Annotated in this window: 14 protein-coding genes; 4 read left to right on the forward strand and 10 right to left on the reverse strand. The window is 59.8% G+C overall.

The genetic code is table 11. The features are described 5' to 3' along the window. The first annotated feature begins 3 nt into the window (after window positions 1-3). The gene (locus ACVWXF_RS00680; protein WP_457473369.1) at window positions 4-2,298 is read left to right on the forward strand and encodes a glycosyltransferase; all 2,295 of its coding nucleotides are present in this window, start codon (window positions 4-6) and stop codon (window positions 2,296-2,298) included. 55 nt (window positions 2,299-2,353) lie between these two features. Here the strand turns inward: ACVWXF_RS00680 and ACVWXF_RS00685 are convergent, their stop codons facing one another. From ACVWXF_RS00685 to ACVWXF_RS00695, 3 genes are all read right to left on the reverse strand, one after another. Beyond that, a complete protein-coding gene (locus ACVWXF_RS00685; RefSeq protein ID WP_457444599.1) occupies window positions 2,354-2,713 on the reverse strand; it encodes a hypothetical protein in 360 nt (119 codons plus the stop codon). Between the two features lie 244 nt (window positions 2,714-2,957). After that, a complete protein-coding gene (locus tag ACVWXF_RS00690; protein ID WP_276307366.1) occupies window positions 2,958-3,080 on the reverse strand; it encodes a hypothetical protein in 123 nt (40 codons plus the stop codon). After that, complete coding sequence (locus ACVWXF_RS00695; RefSeq protein ID WP_457473370.1) at window positions 3,058-3,678, reverse strand: PhoD-like phosphatase N-terminal domain-containing protein; 621 nt, start codon at window positions 3,676-3,678, stop codon at window positions 3,058-3,060. The genes ACVWXF_RS00690 and ACVWXF_RS00695 overlap by 23 nt, the downstream gene beginning before the upstream one ends. A gap of 269 nt (window positions 3,679-3,947) precedes the next feature. Here ACVWXF_RS00695 and clpS point away from each other — a divergent pair, with 269 nt between their 5' ends. Both clpS and ACVWXF_RS00705 read left to right on the forward strand, forming a co-directional pair. Next, on the forward strand, window positions 3,948-4,229 hold the full coding sequence (clpS, locus tag ACVWXF_RS00700) for an ATP-dependent Clp protease adapter ClpS (protein WP_099812808.1): 282 nt from the start codon (window positions 3,948-3,950) through the stop codon (window positions 4,227-4,229). Window positions 4,230-4,244: 15 nt separating this feature from the next. Continuing rightward, window positions 4,245-5,069 carry a CPBP family intramembrane glutamic endopeptidase gene (locus ACVWXF_RS00705; protein WP_457473371.1) on the forward strand — a complete coding sequence of 275 codons (825 nt, stop codon included), beginning with the start codon at window positions 4,245-4,247 and terminating at the stop codon, window positions 5,067-5,069. A gap of 24 nt (window positions 5,070-5,093) precedes the next feature. On the opposite strand, the gene ACVWXF_RS00710 is transcribed toward ACVWXF_RS00705, so the two are convergent. Further along, the gene (locus ACVWXF_RS00710) at window positions 5,094-6,548 is read right to left on the reverse strand and encodes a sodium:solute symporter family protein (protein WP_457473372.1); all 1,455 of its coding nucleotides are present in this window, start codon (window positions 6,546-6,548) and stop codon (window positions 5,094-5,096) included. Next, complete coding sequence (locus ACVWXF_RS00715) at window positions 6,541-6,732, reverse strand: hypothetical protein (RefSeq protein ID WP_238376882.1); 192 nt, start codon at window positions 6,730-6,732, stop codon at window positions 6,541-6,543. Before ACVWXF_RS00715 ends, ACVWXF_RS00710 begins: the two co-directional genes overlap by 8 nt. A gap of 142 nt (window positions 6,733-6,874) precedes the next feature. On the opposite strand from ACVWXF_RS00715, the gene dprA reads away from it, so the two are divergent. Then, on the forward strand, window positions 6,875-8,032 hold the full coding sequence (gene dprA / locus ACVWXF_RS00720) for a DNA-processing protein DprA (protein ID WP_011432322.1): 1,158 nt from the start codon (window positions 6,875-6,877) through the stop codon (window positions 8,030-8,032). Here dprA and ACVWXF_RS00725 read toward each other — a convergent pair. The 5 genes from ACVWXF_RS00725 to ACVWXF_RS00745 form a co-directional block, all read right to left on the reverse strand. After that, a complete protein-coding gene (locus tag ACVWXF_RS00725) occupies window positions 7,971-8,306 on the reverse strand; it encodes an SOS response-associated peptidase family protein (RefSeq protein WP_457402304.1) in 336 nt (111 codons plus the stop codon). The genes dprA and ACVWXF_RS00725 overlap by 62 nt on opposite strands. A gap of 223 nt (window positions 8,307-8,529) precedes the next feature. Next, the gene (locus ACVWXF_RS00730; RefSeq protein WP_457402302.1) at window positions 8,530-8,997 is read right to left on the reverse strand and encodes an SOS response-associated peptidase; all 468 of its coding nucleotides are present in this window, start codon (window positions 8,995-8,997) and stop codon (window positions 8,530-8,532) included. 47 nt (window positions 8,998-9,044) lie between these two features. Next, complete coding sequence (gene treS / locus ACVWXF_RS00735; protein WP_457473412.1) at window positions 9,045-12,482, reverse strand: maltose alpha-D-glucosyltransferase; 3,438 nt, start codon at window positions 12,480-12,482, stop codon at window positions 9,045-9,047. A gap of 122 nt (window positions 12,483-12,604) precedes the next feature. Further along, entirely contained in the window at window positions 12,605-13,948 is a 1,344-nt protein-coding gene (locus ACVWXF_RS00740) for a DNA double-strand break repair nuclease NurA (RefSeq protein ID WP_457473373.1), read from the reverse strand. Then, window positions 13,932-14,843, reverse strand: coding sequence for a 6-carboxytetrahydropterin synthase (locus ACVWXF_RS00745; protein ID WP_457473413.1), 912 nt, complete (start codon window positions 14,841-14,843; stop codon window positions 13,932-13,934). Before ACVWXF_RS00745 ends, ACVWXF_RS00740 begins: the two co-directional genes overlap by 17 nt. Between the last annotated feature and the right edge of the window lie 157 nt (window positions 14,844-15,000).

Below are 15,000 nucleotides of genomic sequence, written 5' to 3' on the forward strand. Positions count from 1 at the left end.
GCCATGCTGCAGTCGATTAAGTCCTGGCTGGTGCAGACAGGCTACCTCACCCGGCAGCAACTGGCGGAAGCTGAGGAGTATCGCGAAGCAGCTAGTTGCTCCTTGCCTAGGGCTCTTTGGAGCTTGCGAGTCATGCACCCGGGCGAGTTTGTCAACTTGTGTCGCCAGATTCTGGACCGGCCTAGGCTGAGAGACTGGCTGCTCAAGCACTCCCTAGATCCAGAGCTGCCTTGGCTGATTGAGCCTATTGATTTGGTGCCGGTGCGCTTTCTGCCCTGTGGCTGGCTCGACCCGCAAACTGTTGTGGTGGCCACAGAAGAGCCGGGCTTCCCCGCCATTTGGCAGTCTGTGAAACACCTGTGCCCGGAAGCAGAAAAACTCTGGGAGATCCCAGCCACTGAAAAGCAGATCCTGACGGTCATCCTTGAGCGCAAGCTGGCCGCCGAGCTGCTGGGCAGCCGTCTTACCTTAGAGCAGTGGCAGCAGGCTTTGGAGATCCGCCGCCGCACCGGCTCCAGCCTGGGGCAGGTGCTGACCCGGCTGAGCTACCTCTCCACCCCCGAGTATCTCAGCATCCTAACCCATTTGCTGGGCTACCCCGCTGTCTCAGAACTAATGGGGACAGGGCTGCTCCACCGCGACGAGAGCCTGAGCCGGCAGTTTGATCCCGAGGTGATGATGCGCCACCTCTTCTACCCCTTGAGCTGGACGGATGAGCACACCCTTACAGTGATGGTCAATGACCCCCTGGACTGGGCGGTGGATGAGCTGCTCTACAGCTGGCGGCCAGGCTTGCGGATTGAAAAGGTGCTGGGCACCGAGCAGGATATCACGCAACTGCTCAGCCAAGACCAGGGATCCCGCTTCAGCCAAGAGGCGGTGTACAAGCTCATGGCCCGCCTGCCGGAGGAATCGGCCTCGCGGGTGTTTACTCCTTCTCAGATTGCAGTGGGCTACGGCCTGCTGCTGCTATTTCTATTGGGGTTGGCCACTGCTCCCTGGACGACTCTGACCATTTTGGTGCTGCTGATCAATCTTTTTTACGTCGCTTCGATCCTGTTCAAACTGCTGCTCAGCCTAGTGGGATCCGCCGATCGCTTCCACCAGATTACCGATGAAGAAGTGGCCGCCCTCGATGACCGCACCTTGCCCATCTACACCATCCTGGTGCCGGTCTACAAAGAGCCGGAAGTAATGCCGATTTTGATCAAGTCTCTCTCCAAGCTGGATTACCCCCATGAGCGGTTGGATGTGCTTATTCTGTTGGAGGAAAACGACCGAGACACCATTGAGGCAGCTCGAGCTGCCAAGCCCCCCCGCTACGTGCGCCTGCTCATCGTGCCAGATAGCAAGCCCAAGACCAAACCCAAAGCCTGCAACTACGGCCTGGCCTTTGCCCGTGGCGAATATCTCACCATCTACGACGCTGAAGATATTCCTGACCCAGATCAACTCAAAAAAGCGGTCATCGCCTTCCAGAAAGGGGATCCCAGCTTGGTCTGCGTCCAGGCTGCCCTCAACTACTTCAACCGCAACGAGAACTTCCTCACCCGCATGTTTACCTTGGAGTATTCCTATTGGTTCGACTATCTGCTGCCGGGTTTGGAAACTCTCAGAATGCCGATCCCCTTGGGTGGCACCAGCAACCACTTTCGCACTGACCGCCTGCGGGAGCTGCAGGGATGGGATCCCTTTAACGTCACCGAAGACGCAGATCTAGGCATCCGCGCCAGCCAGCACGGCTATACCGTGGGCGTGATCAACTCCACCACCTACGAAGAGGCCAACTGTGCCGTTAAAAACTGGATCCGGCAGCGCTCCCGCTGGATCAAAGGCTACATGCAAACTTGGCTGGTGCACAACCGCAACCCCCTGCGCTCCTTGCGCAAGCTGGGCCTCAAAAACTGGCTATCCTACCAATTTTTTATCGGGGGCAGCTTCTTTACCTTTCTCACCAGCCCCATCATGTGGCTGCTGTTTATTTACTGGCTGCTCACCCGCGCCCATTGGCTGCAAAACATTTTCCCCAGTTGGCTGGTTTATCTGGGCTTGTTTAACCTCCTGGTGGGCAATGCCATTGGGATTTACCTCAACTTGGTGGCCGTTTTCCGGCGAGGGTACTACGATCTGGCCTTCTATGCCCTGCTCAACCCCATCTACTGGCAACTGCACTCTATGGCAGCTTACATGGCTCTGTGGCAGCTCTTTACCAAGCCCTTCTACTGGGAAAAGACCATCCACGGCCTGAGCAAGTTTACCCACGCCAAAGTCCAGGAAGCTGCTCACAAAGCAGCCTAGGCTACGGACTGAGTTCCTAAGCAGTAGCAGCGAAGTGAGGACAGCCAGCACCCTTCTAGAAGCTGTAGTCCGAGTCTACGATCACAGCACAACCACTGGGGTGGAGACAGCTAGCCATGATCACCTTGACAGAAAAGTTGCCCTCGTAGGGCGCCTGCACGATGGGGAAATCGTCCAACAGTTCGTCTGCAGCCACCACCTGACCGCTGGCATCGTAAAGCACCAGATCCACATCGAAGCAATCCTGGTCGCACTGCGCCCAGATGTTTTCACCTCGGTAGAAATAGCCTGTAACTACGGTCGATTGTCCATTAAGAAGCCACAAACTACGGCTCTGAGCCCAGGCGGCAGCGCCCCCAACAACCGTGGCTGCCCCTATTAAGCTTGCCATCAACCAGCCCCGCACCGAAGCCATAAGACTGCCCTCCTACTGAAAAACGGAGAAAGAATAGATTTTCTACAGGGATCCACCTCAACGCCCACACTCTAGCACCCAGATCCGTTTCTCCCGAATGATTCAGATCACGTTAAGGATCTTAAGAATCTCATGCTGAAAATCGCGAAAAAGAGTTACAAAAAAAGGGATCCCGAGTAGAGCAGGGATCCCTTAATTCTGACCAGAAATCCGGCGAAGCTCCCGCATCGGTCTGGCCGACTTCTCATTGCGGCAAATTCAGTTCCCCCCTTCGCCCTAAGGGATCCGTCAAGACATTGCCGGCGGGGCCTTTGATTTGAATGGTGCAGCGGCTGCCGGACACTTCAATAACGTTGTAGTTGGGCACCGCCAGCTCCAAAAAGCGCAAGTTGCCCGTCGTTACCCCTGGGATCCCGCTCACTTGCGGATTGGTCGGGTTCACCGGTGCCAAAAAGCCGTTCACAATTAGGAAAGGGAGGCTCGTTGGCACAACTGATGTGTAAGAAGCGAATGGGTCGTCCATCCCCAGGAGCTGGCAGGGTGCGAAACTGGCCTACAGGGCTGGTAAACCCCTCGCTGACAAACCGGTAGAAGTAGCGCTGCGCTGGCCTCAAGCCGGTGACGACGGCACGAGCAATGTAGTCGCCTGGCTCAGTGCGGTAGTTGCGGCCCGCCACACGGCGAGCAGTAAGCGAAACTTGTTGCGAAATGGGGTTGAACTCGGAATTCTCAGCCACCTGCAACGTCACCGCAACCGTGTCTGTTGCACTGGCCGGGATCACCCGCGTGGAAAGCACCGCCCCTTCTGCGGTGGGATCCCCGGCAAATACCCCTTGAGGGAACCCGGGCTCTCCCAGGGGGGGAATGGAGGAACTGGAGGTGCCCCCACAGGCAGCCAGGGCAGCTGCCCCACCTCCAAACATCAGCAACTGCAGGAAAAAGCGACGGGAACGCAGGGAACTCATAGGGCCCACCTCAGGGACACAGGCAAATGTAAAGGGATCCGCAGCAGAGGCCAATCGCCTTTTTAGTCAAGCACCTTTACCCTCAAGCTGAGGTTGTGGGCAGGTGAAGGTTGGGTTAGGGTTTGTTTAATGGATTAGGCTCCCCAGGGCCTTTTCACAGAGCTTGCTGAGAAGGCTAAAATTTCATTACAGTTTTTCCTGCTTTTGCCCCATTTCTGCGGTTTTGCGTTCCTTAGACTTCTTTTGACCCTGCCGAAGGAGGGATCGTTGTGGCTACAGAGACCCTGGTCAAGCCTTCTGTAACCCCAAAGCACATGCCCATGTACCGGGTGTTGCTGCACAACGACGATGTCAACACCATGGAGTACGTGGTGCAGGTGCTGGTGAAGGTGATCCCGGCGATGATGCCGCCGCAAGCCACTGAGATCATGCTGGAAGCCCACAACAACGGCGTTGCTGTGGTGATCGTGGTGCCGCGGGAGCACGCGGAGTTTTACTGTGAGCAGTTGCGTCAGCACGGCCTCACCAGCTCCATTGAGCCGGAACGCTAAGCAGGAGCGGTTGGGGTGGGCCTGCTGATTGCAAAACTCAAGGCTTTGCCCTTGCCGCTGCGGCTGTTGCTGTTTTTGGGGATCCCCCTCCTAGCCTGGCTGCCGTGGGTCGGGCTGGGGGGGTGGTTTTTTCCGGAAGCGCGAGCCTACCTGTGGCTGCCCCTGTACGCCTTGCTGCTGGTCTGGCTGGGGCTGTGGGGATCCGGGTTTTCCGCCTATGGACTGGATGGCAGTTGGCCTTGCCGAGGCGGGATCCTGTGGGGCCTGGGGATCGGGGTCGGGGGGCTTTTCTTGCTTTTGGGCCTGGAGGGATCCCTGGGTTGGCTGAGTTGGAGGGCGGTAGGAGGGGGATCCCTGCTGGTCTATGGGTTGCTGGGGTTGCTTTTGGGCTTGGGGGTGGCGCTGGCGGAGGAGCTGTTTTTTCGCGGCTGGCTGCTGCAGGAGATGCTGCTGGACTACGGTTGCAGCACTGCGGTGTGGGGATCCAGCTTCCTGTTTGCTATGGCCCATTTCCTGAAGCCTTTGCCTGAGATTCTCGCCACCTGGCCGCAATTTCCCGGACTGTGGCTGATGGGGCTGCTGCTGGTGCAGGCGAGGGTCTGGAACCAAAACAAGCTGGGCCTTAGCCTAGGGCTGCACGCGGGTTGGGTATGGGGCATGGCCTGGGTCAACAACTTGGCCTGGATAGACTACACCGGCAGGGCGCCAGCGTGGCTAACGGGGATTGGTGGCAACCCCTTGGCGGGCCTGATGGGCTTGCTTTTTCTAGGAGGGACTTTCGCATTTCTCAACGGCCTGGCTCAAGCTGGCTGGCTACCGGCAGACCTGGAAAAGCGTTGATTGAGCTGATCGATAAAGAATAACCTACTCTCCCCAAGGCCCTTCCTCGTAGTAGGCGGTCACCTGCTCCTTGGGCGGCTGGGTAAGCAAGCTTACGCCAATTAACACCCCACTGCCGATCACCACTGCCGGGATTACGGGTAACCAGCCCCCTGTCCAAGCCCGCGGCAACAGACCCGACAGCCAACCTAAAGTCAGGCCACTGGAGACGAGGGCCCCGGCTACTGCCCCGGCGCGGGTAGCCCGCTTCCAGTACAGGCCAGCAATTAAGACAGGGAACAGCATGGCGTTGCCCTGAAAGCTCCAGGTGGCAATCTCCACAATCAGCCCCGGCGGGTTAAGAGCAATCACAAAGGAAGCTAGGCCGATCCCCAGCACCACCCAGCGGCCTAGCAACTCTTCTTGGTGGGGGGAAAGCTGGCGCCTGAAGAAGGTAACCACCAGATCCCGCGTCACTAGGGAGCTGGCGGTGAGAAGCTGGGAGTCAGCTGTAGACATGAGAGCAGCCAGGGCCGCCGTAATCACCACCGCTGCTACGCCGCTGGGCAGGGTTTGCAACATCATGGGCATAATCTGATCCGTTTTCTCCAGGCTGGGAAAAGCCAGGCGGCCCCAAACCCCCAGCAGAGCTGCCGGGAAAAAGACCAGCAGAATCAGCAGCGGCCAGACTACCATCAGGGTCTTGAAGGGATGAGCACTCCTGGCCATGTAAAAGCGCTGGAAAAATTGTGGGAAAAGGGGAGTGGCCATGAAAAACAGCAGTTGATTGCCGAGTAACCCTTGCCAGCTCCAGCGTCCTTGGGGGCCGGGCAAGCTCAGCCAGGGATCCAACTGCCCGGCAGCCTCCTGGCCCACCCCCAAGGCTAGGGCAACAAAGGCCACCCCCATCCCCAAAATCAAGATGATCCCCTGCACCACGTCCGTCCAGACCACCGCCTGGGATCCGCCAAAGAGCACATACCCCAAGATCACCAGCGCCACCACCACTGCCAAGGGCCAGTAGGGGATCCCCTCCCCCAACACCGCCGCCAGGGTGCGGGCTCCGCCAATGATCTGGATGCTGATGTAGGGGGCGGTAAACGTCAGGGCGCTAAGGCAGTAGAGTAGAGCCAAAAGAGGGCTGTTGAAGCGGTGGCCGAAAAACTCGGAAGGGGTGATGAAGCCAAAGTGTTGGGCTGCTAGCCATACCCGGTAGCCCACCCACAAAAACAGCCCCGAAATGAGGGCGGTGGTCACTCCCACCCCCAGGAAGATTCCCAGGCCATGGGTATAGGCATCCGCTGGCACCCCAATGAAGGTAAAGGCACTGAGCAGCGTCGCCAGCGTCGTCAAGGTTAGAGCCAGGGATCCCAACCCCCGCCCTGCCAAAAAATAGCTCACCGGATCCTGGCCGCTGTGGCGATAGCTCCAGAAGCCAATGGCCGCCAGCAGCAGCAAGTATGCCCCCACCACACCCAGACTCAAAACCGTGTTACTCATCTCCGCCTCTCGGCCAGCAAACGCGCACAATGTAGAAGTTAAGAGGTACCAACAGCAGGACAGCCAATCCCGCCAGCCAATACCAGGCCGGGATCCCCAAAAACTGGGGCTGGGCCGAGCGGGATCCCACCCAGGTCAACAGCCACAGCAGGGGATAGGCCCCCCACACCCAAGCTTGGCGCATCCGCCCAAACCGCAGCTGCCTTGATCCTTGAAGGTTACCGGCGGGATCCAACCCTGACATCTACCCATCTCCTGCTTTTTTGCCAAGCGTTCCTTTTGCCAATCATTTAAGTAAGATACGGCCACTACTGCGCAGAGCTAAATTGTCTTTTCCCCTTTCCCCTTCAGATCCTGTTGGCAAGAGGGAGCCTTCCCGTGGGCCAGGCCATGAAGAACGGGAGCGGCCCTACTGGCTAGCTTGGGCCCGCATCAAAGGGATTGGCCCCCACCGGCTCAAGCGGCTGGCGGAGTTTTTTGGATCCCTGGAGCGGGCTTGGCAAGCGGATGCCCCGGCCCTGCGGCAGGTGGAAGGCATTGGCCCCACCCTGGCCCAGGCTATTGTCTCTGCCCGTCCTGGCCTTGATCCCGAGCAGATCCTGGAGGAAACCCTCAAAGCGGGGATCCCCTTTCTCACGCCTGCAGATCCGGACTATCCGCCGCTGCTGTGGGAGGTGCCAGATCCCCCGCCCATTCTCTATGCCCTAGGAGAATGTCCCAATTGGCAACAGCCGGCTATTGCCATCGTCGGCACCCGCGCCCCTACGGCCTACGGTCGACAGTGGACCCAGAAAGTCAGCGCTGCCCTGGCGGAAGCTGGCTGTGTGGTGGTCTCGGGGCTGGCAACGGGGATCGACGGCATTGCCCACCAGGCCTGTCTGGATGCCGGCGGCAAGACGGTGGCCGTGGTGGGAACGGGGGTGGACAAAGTTTACCCAGCTCACCATCAAGCTCTCTACCGGCGCATCCTGGCCCAAGGGGCCATCCTCAGCGAATATCCCCCCGGCACGCCACCGGCCAAGGAGCATTTTCCCCAGCGCAACCGCATCATTGCCGGCCTCTGCCGCGCCACTTTGGTGATGGAGGCTCCGGAAACCTCGGGAGCGCTAATTACTGCTCACCTGGCCAACCACTACGGTCGGGAAGTGTATGCCCTGCCGGGGAACATCGACACGGCAGCAGCCCGCGGCTGCCTGCAGCTCATCCGCGACGGCGCCGGCATGATCCTGGGGATCGAGGAGCTGTTGAAAGACTTGGGCCTCCTCCAGGGATCCCCTGTGCTAAAGCAGCCCTCGTCCACTGGCCCCAGCGATCCCCAACAGCAACTGCTCTGGCAGCTGCTAGGGGAGGGCATCCTCAGCCTCGATGCCCTGGCCCAGGCTAGCCAGATGGATATTGCCACCCTTTCCAGTACCCTGCTGCTTATGGAATTGGAAGGCTGGCTGGTACAACTGCCGGGGATGCGCTACCAGCGGGCTCGCTGAGGCTGGATCCCTGCACTGCTTCTCCGATAGGAGCACGGCAAGCGGGATCCTCGTGGCGGGGGTTGTTCACATAGGTGCTGACCGGATAAGCCGCCATGGCTTCTGCTGGGTAGGGGCGGAGCAAGGGCAAAAGCAGCTTGGGATCCTGCACCTGGGGATCCAGCCAGAGGTCGTAGTCGTTTTCCGTCAAAATCACGGGCATCCGCTCGTGAAAAAGCTGCATCAGACGGTTGGCGGCAGTGTTGAGGATGGCACAGGTTTCCACCTGATACATTCACGCTGAACTCTCCTGAACATGGTTCAGGAAAGAAGCGATCGCATCCTGCCTATCTCTGAGCAGGAAGGCGGTATCCCGCAAAGCCCTGAGGAGTACCCCCCGAGCGCTTTCCCCCTTCACTTCCCGGCAACCGTTGCGGTGGACTCAAGGATCAGGGGGAAACTTGGTCTACTATATCCCTCTCAATGACTTTTGCCAAACCGCCTAAAGCTCAGTAAATTCAGCAAAGTTCAGGGTTTTGGGGGTTAGAGGCATGCTCCACCCCCTCTGGACTGCGCCAGCGTTCCCAAATGCCGGCAAAGGCAAATACCGGTCGATCCACCAGGTGAAACCAGTAGGGTTGTCTGCCCTTCTTGGCCGTACCTGAGTCGGCCCACTCGTAGAAACCATCGGCCGAGATCAAGCAGCGACGACGGCGGAAAGCTTCGCGGAAAGAAGGCTTCTCAGCTACTGTCTCAGCTCGGGCATTGATCCAGCCGGCCTGAGGAGCTCGGCTCCAGCTGGGGATCAAGCCCCAGCGAAAATGGGTTGCCTCGCGCTGAAGGGATCCCGCCACCACCGCCAGCACCGGCTGAGAAGGAGCGATGTTATACCGGGGGACAGCTGCCCTTTCTTGGGCTGCCACCGGCAAGCCGAAATGCTGCATCAGCACTTCTGGCGCCACTCCCAGGCTAAACCGTCCACACATGCTTGTCCCCCAGTCGCTCACCCCAAATGGCCTGCCGACAGGATCCCCTAAACCTTGGTGGAAATGCCCAGCAACTGCAGGATCCCGCGCAGGGGAATCTCCACCCACTCGGGGCGGTGGTTCAACTCATAGCCCAGCTCGTAAATGGCTTTTTCCAGCAGATAGGCGTCCAACAACACCTCTATCTCTTGCAGGCTGCGGGGCAAAAAAGCCGCTTGGGAAGCCACCTGCAGATATTCGGCCAAAAAGCCCGCGCAGACCCAGCGGTGCCAAAACTGGGCCCACCGCATCATGTCGGGGCAGTGGTCGGCGCAGACCAAGCCGCTCTCCAGTTGCTGGCGCAAAGCTGTGTGGACAGCATAGTGGAAGGATCGCAACATCCCCGCCACATCCCGTAAGGGGCAACGCTTGAGACGCCGTTCGCCCAAAGAGCGGGCCGGCTCCCCTTCAAAGTCGATGATGACAAAGTCTTTGCCGGTAAACAGCACCTGGCCCAGGTGATAATCCCCGTGGCAGCGGGTACGCAGGGCAGTGATCTTCCGCTCCAGGATCAGGCGGAAGCGGCTCATGATTTCCCCTTCTTGGTCGCAAACAGCCCGAGCCAAGTTGGCCTCTGCTTCCGGCAGCTTGGGGAGCTGCTTATAAGGACTCCGTCCCGCTGACGCGAACAGCAGCGGAAACACCTGCCCCACCAAGTTGCGCATGGACTGGTAAACGGAGCGCTGGTACAGGCTGGAGAAAGGCTCTGGGGCAAAGTCTTTGTTCTCCGTATCGGCAGCCAGGGCGATGTGCAGCTCGGCGGTGCGCTTGGCCAAGATCCGCACCGATTCTAGGTAGCTGCCGATGGTGGCGTAGGCCAGCTCCGGCAAGGGCTGTTGGGAAAGCTCCAAGAAGGATCCCTGCGGCACGGGCACGGGATCCACCTCTGGGTAGTGAACCAGCACCGCCTCAAAAAATTGCCCCAGGCTGTCCAGGGTGTAGTGCCAGGCATCTCCCTCGTTGGGGATGTACTCCTGCAAAATGGCCAGGGTAATGGGCTGATCGGCGGGATCAAACCCACGGGCCCCGCGACGACGGCGATACTCCAGGGATCCCAGCAGCCGTGGCACGCGCACCTGGGGATGGTGCTCCAGCAGGTAGCGGCCTATCTCCAGCTCTGGGTTTACCCCCTCGGCCACCCGGTGGTAGAGCTTGAGGAGGTAGTGGTTGCCATAGACAACGGAGGTGTAGCTCTGCTCCGCCTTGAGGAGGCGGGGTTCCAGGTCATGCTCAAGGGCAGCAAAGCTAGTGGCCCAGAGCTCTCCCTGACGGTGACGCAGGCGGCCCTGCTGGGCAATTAGCTGCAGCAGCCGCAGCAAGAAGCTTTTGTCAGCCAGAGCGTTGAAAATTACTCCCGCCGGCCCTCCGGCCACTTGCACAGGGAGGATGACCGCCTGGGGCATCTCTAGGCGCAGGTGTACGGCTGCTTCTTGGGTGGCATAGCCCACAGGGAGAGAGTAGAGCTGCGTATCGCCCTCGATAAACTCGGCCTGGAGAAGCAAGATCTGGCTGCCCAGCAAGGACTCCTCTTCTCGGCGGCAGGGGATAGCCTGCAGGATATGGATCGCCTGGAGCTGGCGGTTTTGGGAGCCAAACCAACGACAGCGGTAGAGGTAGTCCACCAAGACTGCCTCCAGCTGCTTTTGGCTTTCCCCTTGCAAGAGACTGTCCCAACTACCACTTTGAACAACCAGAGGACTACCACTTTGAACAACCAGAGGGACCAGGCGTTCCTGCTCCTCCGCTTTGCTGGGGCTGAGGTGGATGGTCTCCGTTTTGGGCTCAAGGGAAAACCAGTAAAAGGAATGGGGGCCTAGCGTTAGGAAATAGGGCAGTCGCCCAATAGGGGGAAACTCGGTGTGGCCAAAGATCTCCACCGGGATCAATCCTTCCCACGGCGATAGATCCAGCCCCACCCACTGGGCGTAGCGGGAGAGGTTGGCCACCACCAAGATGCGCTCATCGCCAAAGGCCCGCATAAAGGCAAGCACCTTGCGATTTTCCGGGTGGAGCAGCTCAAAGGAGCCGCGGCCAAAAGCTTGGAATCGCTTGCGCACGGCGATGAGCCGCTTCATGGTCCACCACAGGGAATGGGGGTTGTTTCGCTGCGCCTCCACATTGACAGCTTCGTAGTGGTACTCGGCGTCGATGACGATGGGCAGGTAGAGCTTCTGAGGGTTGGCCCGCGAAAAGCCGGCGTTGCGGTCGGCGCTCCACTGCATGGGGGTGCGCACGCTGTTGCGATCCCCCAGGTAGATGTTGTCCCCCATGCCGATCTCGTCCCCGTAGTAGATGACCGGCGTGCCGGGCAGAGAAAACAGCAGGCTGTTCATCAGCTCGATGCGGCGGCGGCTGTTGCCCAGCAGGGGGGCCAAGCGGCGGCGGATCCCCAGGTTCACCCGCGCGTTGGGATCCTTGGCGTACACCTGGTACATGTAGTCCCGCTCCTCGTCAGTGACCATCTCCAGGGTGAGCTCGTCGTGGTTGCGCAGGAAGAGGGCCCACTGGCAGGTTTCAGGAATGGGAGGGGTTTGCTGCAGGATGTCAATGATGGGGAAGCGATCCTCCATCTGGATGGCCATAAACAGCCGTGGCATGAGGGGAAAGTGGAACTCCATGTGGCACTCGTCCCCATCGCCGAAGTAGGCCACAGCATCTTCTGGCCACTGGTTGGCCTCCGCCAGCAGCATGCGGCCAGGATACCTTTGGTCAATGTGTCGGCGCAGAGCCTTGAGAAAGGCATGGGTCTCCGGTAGGCTCTCGCAGGTGGTGCCCTCCCGCTCGTAGAGATAAGGCACCGCGTCCAGCCGCATGCCATCTACCCCCAAGCTCAGCCAAAAGTCCACCACCTCGAACATGGCTTTTTGTACGGCGGGGTTGTCGTAGTTGAGATCTGGCTGGTGGGAGTAAAAGCGGTGCCAGTAGTAGGCCTTGGCCACTGAATCCCAGGTCCAGTTGGAGGCTTCAAAGTCTTGAAAGATAATGCGGGCCTCTTTGTACTTTTCGGGGGTATCGCTCCAAACGTAAAAGTCCCGCTCGGGGGTGCCGGAGGCAGCTCGTCTGGCCCGCTGAAACCAGGGGTGCTGATCCGAAGTGTGGTTGAGGATGAGCTCAATGATGACGCGGATCCCCCGCTTATGGGCAGCCTCCAGAAAGATCTTGAAGTCCTCTAGGGTGCCCAAGTCAGGGTGAACACTGGTAAAGTCAGAAACGTCGTAGCCGTCATCTTTTAAAGGCGAGGGGAAAAACGGCAGCAGCCAGACGGCTGTAATCCCCAGTTCTTGCAAGTAGTCCAGCTTTTCGGTCAGGCCCTGGAAGTCGCCCACGCCATCGCCGTCGCTGTCGAAAAAGGCCCGTGCCGGCAGCTCGTAGATGATTGCATCTTTGTACCAAAGGGGGTCGTGGGTGAGGGGGGAGATGAGGCTGCGCAGAGGGGCTCGGATCATCATGTCGGTCATGTCGGCAACAGAGACAGGATTGGGACACCTTGGCAACCCTAGCCGTTGAATGGGGATCCCCTCAATAGGCTACAGCCTTCTCTTGGGTGCCAGGGATCCCCGGCGTCGGTTCAGGCAATGCCACTCCGCTTCTGGGCTTCCTTGCGGGAGACGGCCACGTGGCGCAGGCCGGCCCGGAGCAGCTCCTGCTCGATCAAGGCAAAAAACCGCTGCCGATCCCCGCTTCTCACCACCGCCAAATGATGGGCTTCCGCCAAGGCGATGGGGTAGCCAAAGCCCTTGTGCACTTGGCTCAGCACCCCTGCCAGAGCCCGCTGCAGCAACTCCGCATCCTGGACCACCCAAGCGGGAAACTCCAGGCGAGCAATTTCGGCTTGGCCCAGGGATCCCTCGCCAACATTGAGGTAACAACAGTGGACGTGGTGTTCCCCGAAGGCGTCCAACACGCTGGCGCCGCTGCGCCAAAGGGGGCTGCGCTCTCCCGGCTGCAGCAGGGATCCCCAAAAGACGCGGTCTGCCAGGGGGGCGAAGGGATGGCAGGGAGGAGACTTCTCGCCGGGACAGTAGCGGTAGCAGTCACAGCCCAGGTACGGGCACAGCCCCAAGCGCAGGTAGTTGAGGGTTTCGCTGCTGCGGGAGGCGCTGATGTAGCCCACGAGAGGAATGCGGGCCGCCCGCAACTGCTCCAAGGTCGCCAGAATGGGATCCAACCAGGGGCGCCGGGCCGACTGGGGCAGAGGCTCCAGTCCCCAAGGGATTAGGGATCCATCCAGGAGCGCCAGCGTGGTGCGGCGACGGGGCACCGACAGGGCCAAACGAGCCAGCTCCTCCAGTTCCGCTTGGGAGCGTCGTAAGGCCAGTATCTCTTCCAGCCCCAACGAGGACTCCGTGCCGCTGGTAGGATTGCGTTCACCTGGAGCGCGCTGCGGGCGAGAGTCTCGCCGGTTAAGGGGGGCCCTCGGCAACCCTTCTGCCCGCGGTTCCGAGAGAGGGGAGTCTGAGCGGTTTTGCTGGGCAAGGGGCCCATCTCCATACAGCAGCAGGGGCTGGCTGTCCAGGAGCGGCCACTCCTGGGTGCCGTAGTGGAGAACCACGCGCCCAACATTGATCAGCGAGCAGTAGGCAATCTCGTGGTGACTGGGCAAAATCTGGGATCCATCCGTGGCCACCACCGTGTGTCGCCCCTGCAGAGGCTCGACCTTGGGCAGGGATCCCCAGGCTTCCGGCGGCTCGGCGGGGCTGGCGCAAACAAACGACAGATGGGATCCCCACTCCACCCAGCGGGACTGCCAAACCTGCGGCTCCTGCTGCCAGCGCTCGAAAACTTGCCAGGCTTGGCGGAGGCGTTCTTGGCTGGCTTTCGACTCCTGTTGCAGGTGCCGGGTGAACGCAGGAATTTGCCCGCTCAGCTTAACCAGATCCAGCATGGTGGTCACATCAGCGTTGCGTGGCAATAGGGCTGCCAGAAGCGGGGGGAGCCACACCCTGGAGGATCCCTGCTGAGGGGTTGAGCAGCTCTTCCAGCGGAAACTCCCCATAGACCTCGCTGCTGTTGTTGGGGCTCTCCTGCAGGCGAACCCGGTGCAACTGCACCCCCAGCTCCCGCAGGGGCAGAGTCAGCAGCCGCTGGATGTAGAGGGCAATGTTTTCGGCGGTGGGCACCACCTGGGCAAAGTAGGGAATGTCTTTGTTCAAAAAGGTGTGATCCAGCGGCTTCACCACCTGCTCCTCGATCAGCCGCTGCAGGGCCGCCAAGTCCACGATCATCCCCGTGCGCGGATGGATGGATCCCTTGACGGTGATCTCCAGGCCGTAGTTGTGGCCGTGGCCGTGGGGACGGGCACAGAGGCCGTAGATGGCGCTGTTTTCTTCAAAACTCAGGTGATCCAGAGCCAAGCGGTGGGCGGCGCTGAAATGGGTGGCAACCGTCAGGTAGGCTTGCATGGCTTCTCCTCGGTATTCGGCCCAAAGTTCGGGATCCTCGTACAGACGGACGCTGGTTAGGGGCAGAGCCTCGGCCAGGCGTTGCCAAATCACGTAAGCGATAAACTCGGTGGTGGGCAAGGTTTGGGCAAACTCCGGCCAAGCTTGATTTAGATAAGCAAAGTTGAGATCTTGAATCACTCGCTGCCGGATCACCTGCTTCACCTCCGAGAGGTTGAGCACCATCCCATAGTCATCCACCTCACCACTCATGCCCACCTCCAGCACATAGTTGTGGCCATGGCCGGGAAAACGGGCATTTGGGCCAAAGCGGGCTAAGTTCTCGGCTTCTGAGAGTTCGGGCAACCAGTACCGATGGCTGGCGGCAAATTGCGCACGGCGGTAGATTGTACAGATTCTGGACATGAGTGGAGAGGAGAGCATCTGCCAGGGGATCCACCCTTTCAGCTTGGCACACTCCCCGGCCCAGAGGGTGGAAATTCTCAGCGGCCCTCAGCCTACCCTCCCAGTGGTCTTGCCGTCATCTCTGTCCTGCGCCAGGTCAGGCACTTGCCCTGCCGAC

The organism is Thermostichus sp. MS-CIW-40, from assembly GCF_054058315.1.

What these genes read in the sequence shown, in the direction of transcription:
- ACVWXF_RS00680 (WP_457473369.1), top strand. Translation starts at nt 4, where the DNA reads ATGCTGCAGTCGATTAAGTCCTGGCTGGTGCAGACAGGCTACCTCACC.
- ACVWXF_RS00685 (WP_457444599.1), bottom strand. Translation starts at nt 2,713, where the DNA reads ATGGCTTCGGTGCGGGGCTGGTTGATGGCAAGCTTAATAGGGGCAGCC.
- ACVWXF_RS00695 (WP_457473370.1), bottom strand. Translation starts at nt 3,678, where the DNA reads ATGAGTTCCCTGCGTTCCCGTCGCTTTTTCCTGCAGTTGCTGATGTTT.
- ACVWXF_RS00710 (WP_457473372.1), bottom strand. Translation starts at nt 6,548, where the DNA reads ATGAGTAACACGGTTTTGAGTCTGGGTGTGGTGGGGGCATACTTGCTG.
- ACVWXF_RS00715 (WP_238376882.1), bottom strand. Translation starts at nt 6,732, where the DNA reads ATGCGCCAAGCTTGGGTGTGGGGGGCCTATCCCCTGCTGTGGCTGTTG.
- ACVWXF_RS00725 (WP_457402304.1), bottom strand. Translation starts at nt 8,306, where the DNA reads ATGTATCAGGTGGAAACCTGTGCCATCCTCAACACTGCCGCCAACCGT.
- ACVWXF_RS00730 (WP_457402302.1), bottom strand. Translation starts at nt 8,997, where the DNA reads ATGTGTGGACGGTTTAGCCTGGGAGTGGCGCCAGAAGTGCTGATGCAG.
- treS (WP_457473412.1), bottom strand. Translation starts at nt 12,482, where the DNA reads ATGATCCGAGCCCCTCTGCGCAGCCTCATCTCCCCCCTCACCCACGAC.
- ACVWXF_RS00745 (WP_457473413.1), bottom strand. Translation starts at nt 14,843, where the DNA reads ATGTCCAGAATCTGTACAATCTACCGCCGTGCGCAATTTGCCGCCAGC.